At 46.0% G+C, this 15207-nt stretch carries 12 protein-coding genes; 4 read left to right on the top strand and 8 right to left on the bottom strand.

Annotated elements, in window-relative coordinates; translation table 11 throughout:
- The first annotated feature begins 25 nt into the window (after positions 1-25).
- The gene (locus OCV19_RS17695) at positions 26-814 is read left to right on the top strand and encodes a formylglycine-generating enzyme family protein (RefSeq protein WP_065677129.1); all 789 of its coding nucleotides are present in this window, start codon (positions 26-28) and stop codon (positions 812-814) included.
- 141 nt (positions 815-955) lie between these two features.
- Positions 956-2638 carry an alkaline phosphatase family protein gene (locus OCV19_RS17690; protein ID WP_065677128.1) on the top strand — a complete coding sequence of 561 codons (1683 nt, stop codon included), beginning with the start codon at positions 956-958 and terminating at the stop codon, positions 2636-2638.
- Between the two features lie 139 nt (positions 2639-2777).
- Here OCV19_RS17690 and OCV19_RS17685 read toward each other — a convergent pair whose 3' ends face one another.
- Complete coding sequence (locus OCV19_RS17685; RefSeq protein WP_065677127.1) at positions 2778-3872, bottom strand: substrate-binding domain-containing protein; 1095 nt, start codon at positions 3870-3872, stop codon at positions 2778-2780.
- A gap of 81 nt (positions 3873-3953) precedes the next feature.
- Here OCV19_RS17685 and OCV19_RS17680 point away from each other — a divergent pair, with 81 nt between their 5' ends.
- A complete protein-coding gene (locus OCV19_RS17680) occupies positions 3954-5072 on the top strand; it encodes a substrate-binding domain-containing protein (protein ID WP_048611123.1) in 1119 nt (372 codons plus the stop codon).
- Complete coding sequence (locus tag OCV19_RS17675) at positions 5069-7543, top strand: EAL domain-containing protein (RefSeq protein WP_065677126.1); 2475 nt, start codon at positions 5069-5071, stop codon at positions 7541-7543. The genes OCV19_RS17680 and OCV19_RS17675 overlap by 4 nt, the downstream gene beginning before the upstream one ends.
- A 62-nt stretch (positions 7544-7605) precedes the next feature.
- On the opposite strand, the gene yegS is transcribed toward OCV19_RS17675, so the two are convergent.
- From yegS to OCV19_RS17640, 7 genes are all read right to left on the bottom strand, one after another.
- Positions 7606-8511: a lipid kinase YegS gene (yegS, locus tag OCV19_RS17670; protein WP_059018693.1), complete on the bottom strand. Its 906-nt coding sequence runs from the start codon at positions 8509-8511 to the stop codon at positions 7606-7608.
- Between the two features lie 19 nt (positions 8512-8530).
- On the bottom strand, positions 8531-9436 hold the full coding sequence (locus tag OCV19_RS17665; protein ID WP_065677125.1) for a LysR family transcriptional regulator: 906 nt from the start codon (positions 9434-9436) through the stop codon (positions 8531-8533).
- Positions 9437-9514: 78 nt separating this feature from the next.
- On the bottom strand, positions 9515-10897 hold the full coding sequence (locus OCV19_RS17660; RefSeq protein WP_065677124.1) for a BatD family protein: 1383 nt from the start codon (positions 10895-10897) through the stop codon (positions 9515-9517).
- On the bottom strand, positions 10894-12612 hold the full coding sequence (locus tag OCV19_RS17655; RefSeq protein WP_065677123.1) for a vWA domain-containing protein: 1719 nt from the start codon (positions 12610-12612) through the stop codon (positions 10894-10896). Before OCV19_RS17655 ends, OCV19_RS17660 begins: the two co-directional genes overlap by 4 nt.
- A complete protein-coding gene (locus OCV19_RS17650; RefSeq protein ID WP_065677122.1) occupies positions 12605-13684 on the bottom strand; it encodes a vWA domain-containing protein in 1080 nt (359 codons plus the stop codon). The genes OCV19_RS17655 and OCV19_RS17650 overlap by 8 nt, the downstream gene beginning before the upstream one ends.
- Complete coding sequence (locus OCV19_RS17645) at positions 13677-14237, bottom strand: DUF4381 domain-containing protein (protein WP_065677121.1); 561 nt, start codon at positions 14235-14237, stop codon at positions 13677-13679. Before OCV19_RS17645 ends, OCV19_RS17650 begins: the two co-directional genes overlap by 8 nt.
- The gene (locus OCV19_RS17640; protein ID WP_065677120.1) at positions 14238-15200 is read right to left on the bottom strand and encodes a DUF58 domain-containing protein; all 963 of its coding nucleotides are present in this window, start codon (positions 15198-15200) and stop codon (positions 14238-14240) included.
- Between the last annotated feature and the right edge of the window lie 7 nt (positions 15201-15207).

Genomic DNA, 15207 nt, shown 5'->3' with positions numbered 1-15207 from the left:
CTATTTCGAACATCTGAGGCACGTGATGAAATTTCTTAATTACAAACAGTTAGCAACAATTAGCAGCGTCACCATGACTATTCTTCTGAGTGGCTGTGCAAACGTGCCTACACATCCTATCGCCCAACAAATTGACCAAGAGATGGTGTTGGTTGAAGGCGGCACATTCACCATGGGGTCGAACGATCCAGAAGCGACCAAAGCAGAGCGTCCTGCACGTAATGTAACTGTAGATAGTTTTTATATTGCGAAGTTTGAGGTGACTCAAGAATTGTTCGAATCGGTGATGGGTTCATCTCTCAGTTATTTCCAAAACCCACAAGTTCCAGTCAATAACCTTAGCTGGCAACAAGCGAGCTACTTCGTCGAGCAATTGAACGAACTTACAGGCGAAGAATACCGTTTGCCTACTGAAGCTGAATGGGAATTTGCAGCCAAAGGTGGCAACAAAAGTAAAGGCTATACTTACAGTGGTTCCAATAACTTAGATGATGTTGCGTGGTACTCAGCAAATTCTAAAAATAGCGCACATCCAGTCGGGCTAAAGAAACCAAATGAACTAGGCTTATATGACATGACAGGAAACGTGGGCGAGTTTGTCATTGATGCCTTCGATGACACCTTCTACCGATTCGGTCCAACAGACAACCCTAACAACGCAAAACACAGCGACGTTGGTTTATCGCACAAATCGGTTCGCGGTGGCAGCTTTGCTTATGACGAAAATGAATCTGAAAGTTACCGTCGTGACTTCGCAAGCCAATCGATCACTATGTCAGATATGGGGCTGCGTTTAGTTAAGGATACGAACTAAAGCTGTAAACTAGCTAACGAAGCGAACCAACTAAAGGTGCCGAAGGTTATGGTTCACTAATCGCCACCAACAATACAAAAAAATACGATTCGCACTGTACAAACATTAGAACTCAGCGGCAACAGTGAATAAGGAAACTCTATGCAATACACCAAGCTTTCAGGACTAACCCTCGCCTTACTCTGCGCTCTCCCAGTTTCAGCTGAGGAGAAGCCAAATCTAGTCCTTCAAATCACGGTAGATGGCCTGCGCGCGGATCTAATCGAACGATATAAGCACAACTTCGGTGAAGGCGGTTTCCGGTACTTAATGGATGATGGTACCTACTACACCAATGCAAACTACCAACATGGCAACACGGAAACGATCGTGGGCCATGTGTCGCTTGCAACAGGTGCTCCACCGAGCGTACACGGCATGGTAGGTAACGTTTGGTATGACCGTAGCGAAGAACGTTTGGTGTATAACGTAGAAGACGGTAACTACCAAATGCTGACCTCTGGTGCGGGTGTCGATAAAGCAACAGAGATCGACCCAACGCAGAAGACAGCACAAGGCGATGGTCGCTCTCCAGAGCCAATACTCTCCACCACGTTTGGTGACGAACTGACGATTTCCAATAGTGGCAAATCAAAAGTGTTCGGTGTATCAGTGAAAGACCGCGGCGCAATCTCATTGGCAGGACACAGTGGTAAAGCCTTCTGGTTCTCCAAAGCACAATCTGAGTTTGTCACCAGTAACTATTACTACGACGAGTATCCAGATTGGGTATCACGCTGGAACGAGAAAGCGATTGCTGCTCAGTATTCCAAACAGAAATGGGAGCTCTCATTACCGCGTGATAAGTACACGTTGCAAGAACACGATACCGAACACAAAGTGAAACTCGGTGACTTCAAACGCACCTTCCCTCACCCATACGGCCCAGCAAGTTACAAGTACTACAGCACCACCCTAACCGTGAGCCCTGCTGGTGACGAGATCACGGAAAACTTCGCTAGCACCTTGTTGATGCAAGAGAAGCTTGGCCAAAGTGACGTAACCGATTATCTGTCTGTAAGTTTTTCATCAAACGACTACGTGGTGCACCTCTACGGCCCTGAAAGCCTAGAAACAGAAGACAACCTTATCCGACTTGATAAGACTCTCGCTAAGCTTTTCAAAACCGTGGATAACCAAGTCGGGCTAGAAAACACATTAATTGTGCTATCTGCCGACCACGGTGTTCCGGAATCTTCACCTGCGGCAAATGCGCTTGGCTTCAATCAAGCTCAATACTTCAATAAAGACACACTACTCTCGAGTGGTGTCGAAAAACGATTGAAGGATGAATTTGGTCTAACCAAAGAAGCGATTCGCTTGTATGCACAACCTTACATCTATCTGAATCATGATCTGATCGCTGAGAAGAAGCTTGATCTGGCTAAGGTGCAAGAAGCTATTGCGGATGAAATTGCAAAAGTGAAAGGTGTTGCGTTTGCTGTATCAAGCAGTGACATTGCGGCTAACCGAGTACCGGACACGCATGTGATGCAGCTAATTAAAAACAACTACCACCCTGCTCGTTCTGGCGATGTATACGTAGTATTTGCACCGCGCAGCTACATTAACGACATGGAAGGCCTTCAAATTGCCTCAACACATGGTTCTCCGTGGAAGTACGACACGCACGTGCCTGTGATCTTTGCAGGTTACGACGTTGAAGCTAAGAAGGTATCACGAGCAGTGACGCCATATGATATTGCGCCAACGCTTTCGAACAAACTGGGTATCACCCAACCAAGTGGGTCAATTGGAGAGGTGTTACAAGAGATCACTGAGTAGACTCAATCTCTACGGTTTCGTGAGCTAGATGTCTAATCCGGAACCCACTCAATAAAAGAGCCGTTTATCTATTTCTGACTCACTAGGTCGAAACAGATAAGCGGCTCTTTTTGATTGATAAAGGCTAGATGGATCGAACCTAATTCTTGCCCGAGTAACGAAACGCTTCTGTGGTTAGCTGATTTAATTGGTCGTCATTCATCTTATTGTGCACAACGGTGATACGGCCTAAGTAAACCAACGGGACTTCTGCCTCTCGCTCTTCCAAGTGAAACTTAATCGCTTCGGCCGTTGCCACACCAAGGTCATCACTCATTCGCATAGGCGTCGCGTCTAATTCATCTGAACGAATCTTTTCTATCTCTTTAGCAGTACCGCCCCAACCCGTTACATAGATTTCAGACAACATGTCAGCCTTGTTTAAAGCATCCACCGCTCCCATGGTCATCGCAGTATTGGCATTGTGAACCATGGTCACTTCGGGGAAGTTACCGAGCACTAAACGAATCCCATCGGCGCCACCTATCTTCTGGTATTGCCCGAAGTGCTCATACACAGTTAACCAATCACCTTTTTCCTCTACACAATCAATGAAACCCTGTGAACGTTGAGTATCTGTTATTCCAGGGATTCCTCGATTAGCTGAAAACTCAACTTCATTTCCCAGCTCTTTCACCACATGGTCACAAAGCACCTCAGCCCCCATCGCGCTTGAGAAATCAAACCAGCTGTCTGGTTGATGTTTCCATTGCTCATTAGGTGTGTGAAACGCCCAAATAAAGGTTTTGAAATCTTTGGAAGCGGACAGTTTTTGAATGTTACCTGCTTGGATACCCAATTCAGAAGGACCAAAAATGACGAAGTCATAAGGCGTCTCAGAATTCAGGACTTGCTCGGTGTATTGGGTTTGTAATGAGTGCTCAATTTGCCTTGAGGTAAACTCACTGATCTCAAAAGGCAGTTCCAAAGCGATGAGCCTTTGCTTCAATGCGGTGTAATTTCTTGTCCAAAAGTCAGAAATATCTGCACTTGGATAAATCAGCGCAATTCTTACCGGTTTTTCTACCGACATCGGAGCTAATGAAATTGGCTCGCCACTTACAGTCTCTTGAAATTTTTCAAGTTTCTTTACATCAGCCTCCGACCTTACGCCGTCAGCATTGACGTACAAAGGGAGGCAAAAACACGCTGTCAGTAGGGTTGGTAAAATATTTTTATAAAGTTGACCCGGCATAACTGTTACCAAATGTTTGAATGTTTATTAACAATATTATAAATATAGGGCGATTATAAGTTAAAGCGTTTTATAAGCCATATGAATAAGAGATTAAATTTTGCGAGTTTGTTGCTCGCTACTACTTGCTACTCTCAGAGTTTTGCCGGTAATCATGAAGACGATTTCTTCCAATATGCTGAAGAAAAAGTGATGCGAGCGGTTTCCAACCAGAGAACTTGGGATGGCCCAATGCAAGGCCCTGCGGTGCGTCATGAAAAAAACGTTATTTTTGTCGCGTCTGATTTACGTAATGGTGGCGTTTACGGGGTGGGTAAAGGCATCTCTGAGGCCATTTCAAATATCAATTGGCATCTGAGGTTCATTGATGGCTTAGGCTCAGAAGTACGTCAGGGTGCAGCTATCCGAAAAGCGATTGGCTTTGAACCCGACGCCATTGTGCTTGGAGGCATTGATGCTGTTCGACACAAAACCATTTTGAAACAAGCGGAAGATCTCGGAATCGTTGTTATTGGCTGGCACGCGACTGAACTTGTCGGTGGCAACCCTGAAATCGGCTTATACACCAACATCACCACCGACCCTCTCGATGTGGCGGAAGTGGCCGCGCTACTCGCGATTGTTAACTCAAACGGGCGAGCAAAAACCGTGGTGTTTACCGACCCGAACTATGAAATTGCGATGATCAAAGCCAATGCGATGGTCAACACCATCAAGCGTTGCGGTACCTGTGATGTACTTGAGTTGAACTACTTACCGCTCGATAAAATTGCTGAGCAGATGCCTGCGACGTTGAAGAACCTTGATGATCAATATGGCGAAAAAATCACTCATATCTTAGCCATCAACGACCTCTACATTGATTACGCGATCCCGTCTTTGGAATCTAATCTCGAAGAGTATAGGCTAATACCACAAAACATTTCAGCGGGTGACGGCAGCAAAGCCGCGTACAAAAGAATCAATAGCGGTCAATTCCAACTGGCGACGGTACCTGAACCCTTATATCTACAAGGTTGGCAAATTGTCGACGAGCTCAATCGAGCATTCAATCAGATGCCTCCGAGTGGCTACTCTGCCCCTGTGCATCTCGTCACGCCCGATAATGTTGAAGAACTCATCAGCCAGTCAGACAAAGGCATCTACGACCCTAAAAATGGCTACCGTGAAGCGTATCTGAAAATTTGGAAGCCACAATGAAACTACCTCAGATAAACATCACCCAACGGCTCATTATTTCGAATCTGGTTTCGCTATTGATTGTGAGCCTTGCGGTCATCATGGTGATCCGCTCGCTCTATTACGTCGAGTCGACGCTCAAAACGGAAACCTCGACACACGTATCAGATCTTATAGTTAACTCTGAAATCAGTCGTCGCGTGTTTACGCTCACCTCTCGAGTTAAGCTGCTGGAACAGACTTTTTTGTTCAGCGAAACCACACTGTCGGAAGAAGCGTTCAATGTCGATTTCCAACTGCAACGACTGAGAGATCTTTCGACCAACGAAGGTTTCTCGCAAAAGATCGATGCCTTTATCGACAACTTCCACCGTTTCTTAGGCAGTTCGCTAGCACTGAATCGAATCCTTAAGCAGACCAATCAAATCGACGCTGCATTAGCCGAGCAACTTGATCAACTCGAATTTGCGATCGCCGACAGCAAGCTAAGGCACTTGGACCAACCTAATTTCATCCGTTATAACAATGAATTAGATCTCATCAACATGCTACGAGAGTCGTTTCTCACCTCGGGAAAAATGGTCGGTGACATTCACAGCCGTATCACGCCAGAGACCGAGAAAGTCCTGCTTATCGAGGTCGAGAAAGAACTCGATATATTTTTGCTCCATTTAGAAAACGTCGATATCGAAACCTCAGCGGTGATTGCTGAGAAGAAAAAAATTCATCGAACGGTAAAACGATACAACGCGGCTTTAAAACGCATTAGAGCGAATCTGGAACAGCGTTGGTTGGTGATGGCATCACTGTTAGTTGCCCAAAGTGACTTGTTGGAGATGGTAGAACAAACCGAATCACGCGTACAAAACCAAGCCTTAGAACTGACAGACCAGCTTGAACAAGAGATTGGTCTATCAAGGCTCAATGCGATTGTCATCAGCATTTCAGCCGTCGTGCTATCGATGTTGCTGGTTAGCCACGTTGTTAGACATCACATTCGAAAGCCACTCAATGCACTTAGACATGGCTTCGACCGTTTAGAATCCGGTAGCCTCAAAAACCCAATCAACTTAGGCAGAAGTGACGAATGGTCTCACTTAGAAAAAGCCTATAACGACATGGCTTTAAGGCTGTCCGAGGCCTACCTCGACCTCACAGAAGAGAAGAAGAACTTCGACTTCCTCGCACACCATGATCCACTGACGAATTTGGCTAACCGACTGTTGGCCACCAAACAATTGGATGAAGAGATTAGAAAATCCAGTGAGAGCAACGCCTCTTTCTTATTGTTTTATCTTGATATTGATGAATTTAAGACCATTAACGACTCCTTAGGGCATGCGCCCGGAGACAACTTATTAGTCAATGTCTCTGACATTCTGAATAACTTAGTCGGCGATAAAGGCTTTGTTGCTAGAATGGGTGGCGACGAGTTCTTGGTTGTGTATACCAACATTGGCTTAGAAGAAGGTGAACCGATCGCCGATCGCTTGAACCAAGCATTAAGAAAGCCGTATTACATCGATGATAATTCTATCTTCGTCTCCGCGAGTATTGGTGTTTGTGAGTACCCTACTCATGGTTTGGATCGTGAAACCTTAATTCGCAACGCAGATACCGCCATGTATCACGCCAAACGGAACGGTCGAGACCAATACAGAATCTATGCGGATAAAATGACCCATGAAGTAAACGACTTAATCGAAACCAACATCGGGCTTCATCAAGCGATTGCTAACGACGAGCTTGAAGTGTTCTTCCAGCCCAAAGTCGACTTAGACTCACAGGGCATCATTGGCGCCGAAGCACTTATTCGCTGGCGACACCCTAAATTGGGCTTACTGCCACCGATTGATTTCCTTGAAGTTGCGGAGAAAAGTGACCTCATTATCGACATCGATAAGTGGGTGTTTAAGAAAGTGGCAAACTTGATCACTGAATGGCAACGAACGGGAATAGACCTACAAGGCGTGATTTTCTCAATCAATTTCTCAGCGAGAATGTTCTATATGACAGACCTCGCCGAGCAGCTACAAGTGATATTGGATGAAACGGATTGCCAACCTCATCAATTGCTGCTTGAGATTACCGAAAGAGACATGATGCGTGATTTTGAAACCTGTTCGAGAACCATTGAGGTACTTCATTCTAAAGGTTACAAGATCGCTATCGATGATTTTGGAACGGGTTATTCTTCGTTGTCGGTGTTGAAGAATCTTTCGGCTGATTGCGTAAAGTTAGATCGAAGCTTTATTGAAGATATTAACTCATCAAAGGTTGATTACGAGATTACTTGCGCGGTGCTTAAACTCGCGCAAATACTCGACTTTTCAGTTATTGCAGAAGGTCTTGAAACCCAGAACCATGTGAAGACGCTGCGCCAGATCGGTTGTAAATACGCTCAAGGCTATTTCTTTGCGCGTCCTCTGCCGATTGATGACTGGTTATCTTACTTCTTGCTTAATTCAGAACAAACGCAAAAAGAGGCATAACGAATCTTAGCAGAGTGAATGACCCTAACGGTCGATCACTCCGTTTACCCAACCGAAGTGGTTTACCGGTTTTTCACCAAACAAGGACTGTTTTCTGGCAACACCAAACAAATACTGGATGGCATGACTTCAAAACGGATTTGGTTCGACCGATAAGGTTCGCCGTCTAAGTTAATTGGCAGTGATTGTGGGAAATCTATCTCTAACCAGCGAGCTTGAGTATGGACAATGTACTTGCCATTGTCCGCCGGATGTTTGAGCTCTTCGATGACTTTTGGCAAATCAGAAGCCACAAAGGTTTTGACCAAAGTAAGATCCATCAAGCCGTCATCAATCAATGCTTTGGGTGCTAACTCTTGTCCTCCACCCGCTAAGCGACCATTACAAAAAGCACCAACCAGGATCTCCCCAGTAAAGCTGCCTTTGTCTATGGTCAACGTGCCACTGTAAGGCTTAAAGCCGAGTGCTTTCACCACACCTGTTAACGTATACGCGCCACCACCAAGAAAATCTTTAAGCTCGACTGGCGTTTCAGCTGTGACTTCAGCACCAAAACCCGCCGCAGCGACATTCATAAAGTAGCGGTCATTCGCACGCACGCTATCAACCGCAAACGCCTTACCTTCCAGCGCTAACTCAAAGGCCCCCTGAATATCATTAGGTATTCCCGTTGCGGTAGCAAAATCATTCGCAGTGCCCATCGGGATAATCGCCAATTGTGGTCTCTCACTGACACGGAACTGGTTGAGCGCGTTAACGGCTTCATTCACCGTTCCATCGCCACCCGCCACAATCAGGCGCTTAACACCATCGCATATTGCCTCGCTTACCAAACGGAACATATCCGACGATTCCCAAGTCACTCTAACTTGCAGGTCAATATCATTGTCCCTCACCGCAAAGATGGCTTGCCTTAATTCTGGGATATTGGCTTTCTTTCCGTTTAAAATCGCGCGAATGCTTTCCATGGCTATGTCCTTGTATAGGCTAACTTGATAACTCTTTTGCTGCCGCTTTGATCTTAGCTCGTAACCACTTATGGCTTGGTTCATTAGTACGGCTTGGATGCCAAATCATACACATATCGAGGTCTTCCAACTCGAAGGGTAATGGCAGTGTTTTAACCGAGTACTTTTCAGCAAAACAACGCACCGATGAAATAGGCATTACACCGATGTACTCAGAGCCTTCGATAACAGGCAGCATCTCTACAACGCCCGCTGCACGATACACGATTCTACGTTTCTCAAGGTCACTGTAGTGCTCAGAGCTCAATAAGCTTTTGCGCGCATGCCACCTTGATACAACCACATGTTCGAGCGCTAAGAACTGTTCCATATCGATCGTATCGCCAACCGTAGGATGATCACTACTACACACCACGACCAACTCTTCTGTAGAAATCACCTCGTGCTTGAGCATGGTTCTTCCTTTAGGCGTCATATCAACAATCACGTCATGTCTTTGAAGCCTTAAATCAGACTCATAGTCTTCGGTAAACAGAGGATGAACCTCTAACGCGATACCTGGCGCAACTTGGCTGATTAACTGCATGACTTTTGGCATCATTTCGTAGCTCGCCGCCGAGACGCAGGCAATGGAAAACACACGGCCAGATGTTTTAGGATCGAAGTCTCTTGATGCAGATAAAGTAGAAGTAAAATTTTTAAGTGCAGCGGCCATTGCAGGATAGATATCAATCGCGAATGTGGTTGGCTCTACGCCTGATGTGGTGCGATGAAACAGTGGCTCATCATAGATATCTCTCAACCTTGCAAGTGCTTTACTCACTGCTGGTTGGCTTATATCCATGCGATTAGCAGCTCTAGATAAGTTCTGCTCTTCATAGATAGCAACAAATATAGGAATTAGATTTAGTTCGGTACTTTTCATACAGTTCCATATTAAAGAAGCAGGTTCCCCATAGTAGAGAACCTGCCGATTATGTTCGATGCGAATGACTAAAGTTTGCTACTTAGTTCTATCTTTTAAGTCTGGCAAGGCTTTAGGGATTTTCAAGCGAGCGGCAATTGAACGAGGTTTACTCTGGCTTGATTTGTCGTTGGGCAAGTTACGTAACCCTTTCCATAAACGAGTGAATACGTTTTTATCTTCACTTCCTTGTTGAAGGGCTTCGCTATCTTCTAGCCAACGCTTTTGTTCGTTCGCTTTACCCAGTTGCTCTTTACTTAGCTGCGCTTTATTCAGTTCCAACTGAGCGGTTTCTCTGCGCAATTGACGGTAGATAAAGGTTCTTAATGCAGCCCAATTACCTTGCTTGAGTAAGCGACGTAATACTAGCCAACTCGGTGTTGGGCGATTTGCGTAGTAACGCTTAACAGAAACAATCAACGCAATGCAGGCTAACAACGCCAAACCAACCGTAATAAACAACGACATGTAGGCTTTGATGAAAGATTGGACTGTGTGTTTGGCTTCAAACACTTCTCCTTTTATCACCACGTTTTCAAGGCGTTGATTTTTGCTGTCCCACCACTGAAATGAAAACTCTGGGAGCGTAAACTCACCACCTTGTTGAATCACATATACCGTCTCTTCAACTCGGCTTGAGCGATAATCACCACGTTCTTGTGTATCATCCAAACGGTTGGGCTGTGGGTAAGCTTGGAACTGTTGAGTGGACTCGTTGGTTAGCACATCTGGCAACAACACAGACAAGCTGTCTTTGGCTTTGATCGTCACGGTACGAGTAACCGCATCGCCAACTTTCAAGCTTTCATTCGAACGTTGCCATTCCTGTTCAACATCCACATCGGTTGCAGAAAACCAAGGCGATTCATCACTTAACAAACCTGAAGGTAATGAAGCTTCAAACTTAATGGGTTGCGTGTAAAGCGTGCCACCAACGTTTGAACCATCAGGAGCAGAAACTTGGATACGAACCGGTACGGTTGGAATAACAAACTCACCGGAAGTCATCGGATAAAGCGTCACTTCCCAACGCTGACGTGACCATGTAGTACCACCGACTCTTTCTGTGTAGTTCGTCGCGAGTTGATTACGCTGCTTAGCGATCACGTTAGGGATTTCGATACTGCCAATTCGAGTGCCGCCTGTTAACCAGCGCGGTGTCGCCACCTCAATGTTCAGAATCACCTGCTCATTTACGCTCACTTTGGTCGGCGTTATCTTATCGCCTGACTTGGGTTTCTCGCCAATCCAAGCGATAAGCTCCACATCACCACTTTTTTGCAGATCGAAGATATCAGCAGCAGAAGCAACAGCAGGAAAAACACAACTCAACATTAGAGCCATCGACAGCAACCATGTACGAGCTGTGAATCGCACTCCCTTTGATTGAATCGCTTCAAGAGCTAAATCGTATCGACTCATTGTGCTTGCTCCTGTTTTGATGCCTGTTTCGGTGTCTGTTCTATCGAAGGTGCAGGGTCTCTTAATTGAATTTGAAATTTCGACTTCAAGAAGAACTTAGGGTCAGCTTCGACGCGTTTTAACCACTTGTCGGCAAGCTCTTGGCTGCCCAAGATTTCATTGGCGTTCAGCGTTTCCTTGAGCATCAATTCCGCTACCGTTTCTTCTTCGACGCCATCACCCGTTCGTGGCTGATCGTCTTCGAGTTCTAACGACTCTTCAGGGCCATCTGTAGTTCCGGACTGACTTTCACTGGTTCGGTTTACCTCTTCGACAATCCCGCTAAGCACAGCAAGGTTATTTTCCACATCCGTTCTTAGTTCAGGTGAAAGATCCTCTTTCTCGCTTAGTGACTTCAAAAGGTCTCGCGCCGCAAGGTATTCACGCTGCCTAGCTAACGCACTGGCTGCATTGTACAAACCAAGGTCAGTTTTGGTTTGCAGGAATGCACTGTGAGCGAGCTTAAAATCACGAGCATAGTAGTAAGCCGCGCCTTTTCTCATGGGGTCTGTGAAATGTTTTGCCGCTTCAAGGTATTCCTTCTGGTTCAACAGGCGTTGACCTTGCTGATCGGGTGTTAACCATAAGTCCCACCACCATTGAGCTGTTTTGTCCCAAGCCGTAACCGACTCCACCACAACGGGTTTCTCAGCGGTTAAGTTGACGGTTTTCGCCAAAATGCTTGGTGAATACAGGCTGCCCGAAATCACTAGACCAACGACACACCACTGCACCAGCCAGCCTTTTCTGAACCACAACAACATGATAATCGCCATTGGGATAAGCAAGCCATAGCCCATGTCTTTCCAAGGCATTGAAGATTCGCCGTTGAGCTGCATGTTTCTTTCAACCGCTCTGTTCAGTTGTTGGATATCCGAATCATCAACGGTCACCTCAACCACTCGTCCGTCCGTCTTGCTCGCTAAGCTACGCAATGAATCGAGATCGACTGGATTATCACTCACCACATTGCTATTTCCTGCGGCTAGAATGAGCAACTGATACGGATTGTCGTTAAAGAAACTCTCGTACGCCCTAATGGTGCTTGGATTCACACCATCTGATACCAACAACACTGACGAACCTAACTCACCAGACAATTGCTGATTGATGAGCGGCAACGCTTCTTCTGCTGATTTACCTGAAACCGGCATAATGTCGGGTGTGATAGCCGCAAGAAACGGTTCGAATACCTTGCTGTCTTGAGTGACAGGCATCGCCACGTGTGCGCTGCCTGCGTAAACCACTAAGCCCGTATTACCGCCTTTGCGAGCTGCCAATAAGTCTCTAATTTTCTGCTTAGATCGTTCCAAGCGACTTGGAGGCAAATCCTTAACGAGCATAGATTCACTATTATCGAGCACAACCAACATCGACGCTTTATCTTCACCAAATGGCGATGCTTCACGTTGCCATGTTGGGCCAGAACAGATAATGATGGCGATAGTCACAATCACCACCAATAGCTTCAACGGCAGTTGCTTGCGCCAGCCTGTTTCGCCAATCGTCAATGCATCACGTAAATGTGCCGGTAGAATGTCTTTCCACGTTGGTTTTGTATCTTCTCTCCAACGAACCCATAACAGGAAAAACATTGGGATAAAGGCCAACAACCACAATGGTCGGATAAAATGAAACTGGGTAAAGAACTGTTGTATCGTGAGAGAATCAGGCATCACTCTCTCCTTTCAAATTCTTAGCCGAAGAAGCGAGCAGCGATCTTCGGCGTATCGTTGCTAAGCTGAACGCGGTCAAATACATCACAACAACAATCGCCATTAAGTAATGGTGCAGTCCCTGTTTAGGACGATAAGTGGTACTTTCATATAACTGTGGTTCTAGTTCACCGATCTGAGCGTAGGCTTTAGTCAATTCATCGCGGTTAAGTGCTTCAAAGGCTTCGCCACCAGACTCTTGAGCCACACGCTTGATGGTTTCCATATCCAGAGCAACCTCTCCAACGGTTTGCGGGTCGCCCATCGCAATCACGTGAATTCGAACGCCTTTAGCCTTGGCGACTTTTGCGGCATCAATAGGCTCAACAAAACTTCCTGTATCATTACCGTCTGTTAATACGATCACGACTTTCTCTTTTTCGTTGGTATCGACGTTTGAATCTTGAACGGCTGCACTTTGTTTTTCACTCTGTTCAAACACCTTGATCGCCAAGCCAATTGCATCGCCTAGGTGGGTACTTTGCCCTGCCATAGCGACATCGGTTTGATTAAGCAGTTCAAGCCACACATCTTGGTCAGCTGTAAACGGTGTTTGTACAAACGCTGCATCACCAAACAAGATCAAACCGAGTCGGTCTCCTTTTCTAGTTTTCGCAAAATCGGCTAACACCTCTTTGGTCGCATCTAAACGAGAGATTTTATCGCCTTGTTTAGAGGTAAAATCTTGCTCCGCCATTGAGCCGGATAAATCGACCACCACCATCACATCACGACCCAATTGTTCACGAACCTGTGGCTCACCAAGAATGGTTGGTTTCGCTAACGCGCACACGACCAATACCCAAGTAATAATGAGCGTGGTTCGTTGCCACCAGCTTGGTGTTAACTGGCTGGCACCTTCTGACGGAGCTTCCCCAATCGCTTCAACCAGATCTCGAAAAAATGGCACCTTAATCGCCATTTGCTTAGTCCGATAAGCTGGCACGGCAAAGTAGACCAACAACGGCAGAGGCAGCGCGATAAACCATAGCGGGTGCGCAAATTCAAAGCTGGCAGATAAAACATCAAACATTGTCTTGCCCCTCTGGTTTTGCTTGTACATCCGGTTTCGCTTGTAGATCTGGTTTATGAAGTTTTAGCCACATCATCGCGGTTTGAATCACTTCTAAACGTTGTTCAGAGCTCAAACGAACATTAGGGTCAATTAGGCTCTGCATCCATAATTCCGAAACTTCATCGGCAAAGAACGCATTGCTGTTTTCACAGGTGTTAGCACTAACAGGCAGGTAAGCGTTCAAACGGTCCACATAAGCTTGACCAAACAACTTAGCATTGCTGCTGTCTAGGTAGCGAAGCACCACTTTCAGTACCTTGAAGGTTCGTTCGGTTGAGTTCTTGTCTCGTGCATCCAATACCATGAGCTCTTGAAGCGCTTCTTTACGATAACGGTTATTCCACCATCTCTGCGCCAAACGATAAGCCAGATAGATAGCGACCAATAACAGAATAACGCCGAGGGTCTTCCAGCCGACCGTTTGAGGAGCCCAGCTCACACTGTCAGGAATCGCTACATCGTGCAGTTCGCGGAGGATATAGGTACTTGGAGGAGTATGTTCAACAGCCATTTAGCGCCCTCCCACTAGCTTATGCAGCTGTGATATGTGATTGCCCGACGTGTCTAATTCTATATAAGGGAGGTTTTTCATCGCCATCAATTTAGCAAGGGACTGTTTCTGAAGTGCCGCTTTCTGAGCAAGACTTTCACTCGCGAGGTTTACCTTAGATTGGCTATCCAGATTAAGTTGAAAACGACCATCACCCACCACCCAATTTGCGCTTGCTAAATCTTGAGGCAATGATTGCTCTAATGGATCGGTCACCATAATGGCTAAGATATCGTTGTGTTGTTGCAGTTGTTTGAGTCGTTCAAGATGTTGCTCTTGGCAATCTCGCCAATCACTAATAAAGATTAAGGTCGACTGCTTCAATCTCATACGTTTGATCAGTTCAATCCACTGGCTAAACCCAACACCTTGGCTGTCGCTCACACTGACACCTAAGCTTTGATTGGCTTTGGTGAGGTGTTTTAGTTGAGCCAATAAGTTCGATTGAGAACGCTGCGCTTTGGTATGAAAGAGCTTTTGGTGTGAAGCTAAAACGAAGCCGACACGGTCACCATCTTTTAGCACTCGCCACCCACACAGTGCCGCCACTTCAGCGGCCACAACGGATTTCATGGTATTTTGAGAAGCAAAGAACATCGAGCTGCGTTGATCAACACAGATCATCACATTACGGTCTTTCTCTTCGGTATAACTACGAACATGAGGTTTACCTGTTCGCATCGTAACTTTCCAATCGAGGTTACGAATGTCATCACCAAGTTGGTAGTGACGTAACTCCTCAAAATTCAAGCCTCGACCTCGGAACAATGAGTTGTGTCTACCCGACAGCACACTGCCCGCCTTTAGATGAGGCAGTAGAGAAAACGACTCAGCTTGAGCCTGAATTCGCACTAACCTTGAATAGTCACAGTACAGTCGTGGATCAAGGCCTTGCGATTTGGGAGCTTGTGTTGGCTTCGCCATGACGTCC

It is taken from the genome of Vibrio celticus (genome assembly GCF_024347335.1).
Lineage (GTDB): Bacteria > Pseudomonadota > Gammaproteobacteria > Enterobacterales > Vibrionaceae > Vibrio > Vibrio celticus.
The sequence above is the reverse complement of the archived record's forward strand: the minus strand, read 5'-3'. Positions and strand labels throughout refer to the sequence as shown.

Bases quoted from the DNA above. Each gene is read 5' to 3' on its own strand.
- yegS (WP_059018693.1), bottom strand. From the start codon at position 8,511: ATGGAAAGCATTCGCGCGATTTTAAACGGAAAGAAAGCCAATATCCCA.
- OCV19_RS17675 (WP_065677126.1), top strand. From the start codon at position 5,069: ATGAAACTACCTCAGATAAACATCACCCAACGGCTCATTATTTCGAAT.
- OCV19_RS17640 (WP_065677120.1), bottom strand. From the start codon at position 15,200: ATGGCGAAGCCAACACAAGCTCCCAAATCGCAAGGCCTTGATCCACGA.
- OCV19_RS17690 (WP_065677128.1), top strand. From the start codon at position 956: ATGCAATACACCAAGCTTTCAGGACTAACCCTCGCCTTACTCTGCGCT.
- OCV19_RS17650 (WP_065677122.1), bottom strand. From the start codon at position 13,684: ATGTTTGATGTTTTATCTGCCAGCTTTGAATTTGCGCACCCGCTATGG.
- OCV19_RS17655 (WP_065677123.1), bottom strand. From the start codon at position 12,612: ATGCCTGATTCTCTCACGATACAACAGTTCTTTACCCAGTTTCATTTT.
- OCV19_RS17680 (WP_048611123.1), top strand. From the start codon at position 3,954: ATGAATAAGAGATTAAATTTTGCGAGTTTGTTGCTCGCTACTACTTGC.
- OCV19_RS17660 (WP_065677124.1), bottom strand. From the start codon at position 10,897: ATGAGTCGATACGATTTAGCTCTTGAAGCGATTCAATCAAAGGGAGTG.
- OCV19_RS17665 (WP_065677125.1), bottom strand. From the start codon at position 9,436: ATGAAAAGTACCGAACTAAATCTAATTCCTATATTTGTTGCTATCTAT.
- OCV19_RS17645 (WP_065677121.1), bottom strand. From the start codon at position 14,237: ATGGCTGTTGAACATACTCCTCCAAGTACCTATATCCTCCGCGAACTG.
- OCV19_RS17685 (WP_065677127.1), bottom strand. From the start codon at position 3,872: ATGCCGGGTCAACTTTATAAAAATATTTTACCAACCCTACTGACAGCG.
- OCV19_RS17695 (WP_065677129.1), top strand. From the start codon at position 26: ATGAAATTTCTTAATTACAAACAGTTAGCAACAATTAGCAGCGTCACC.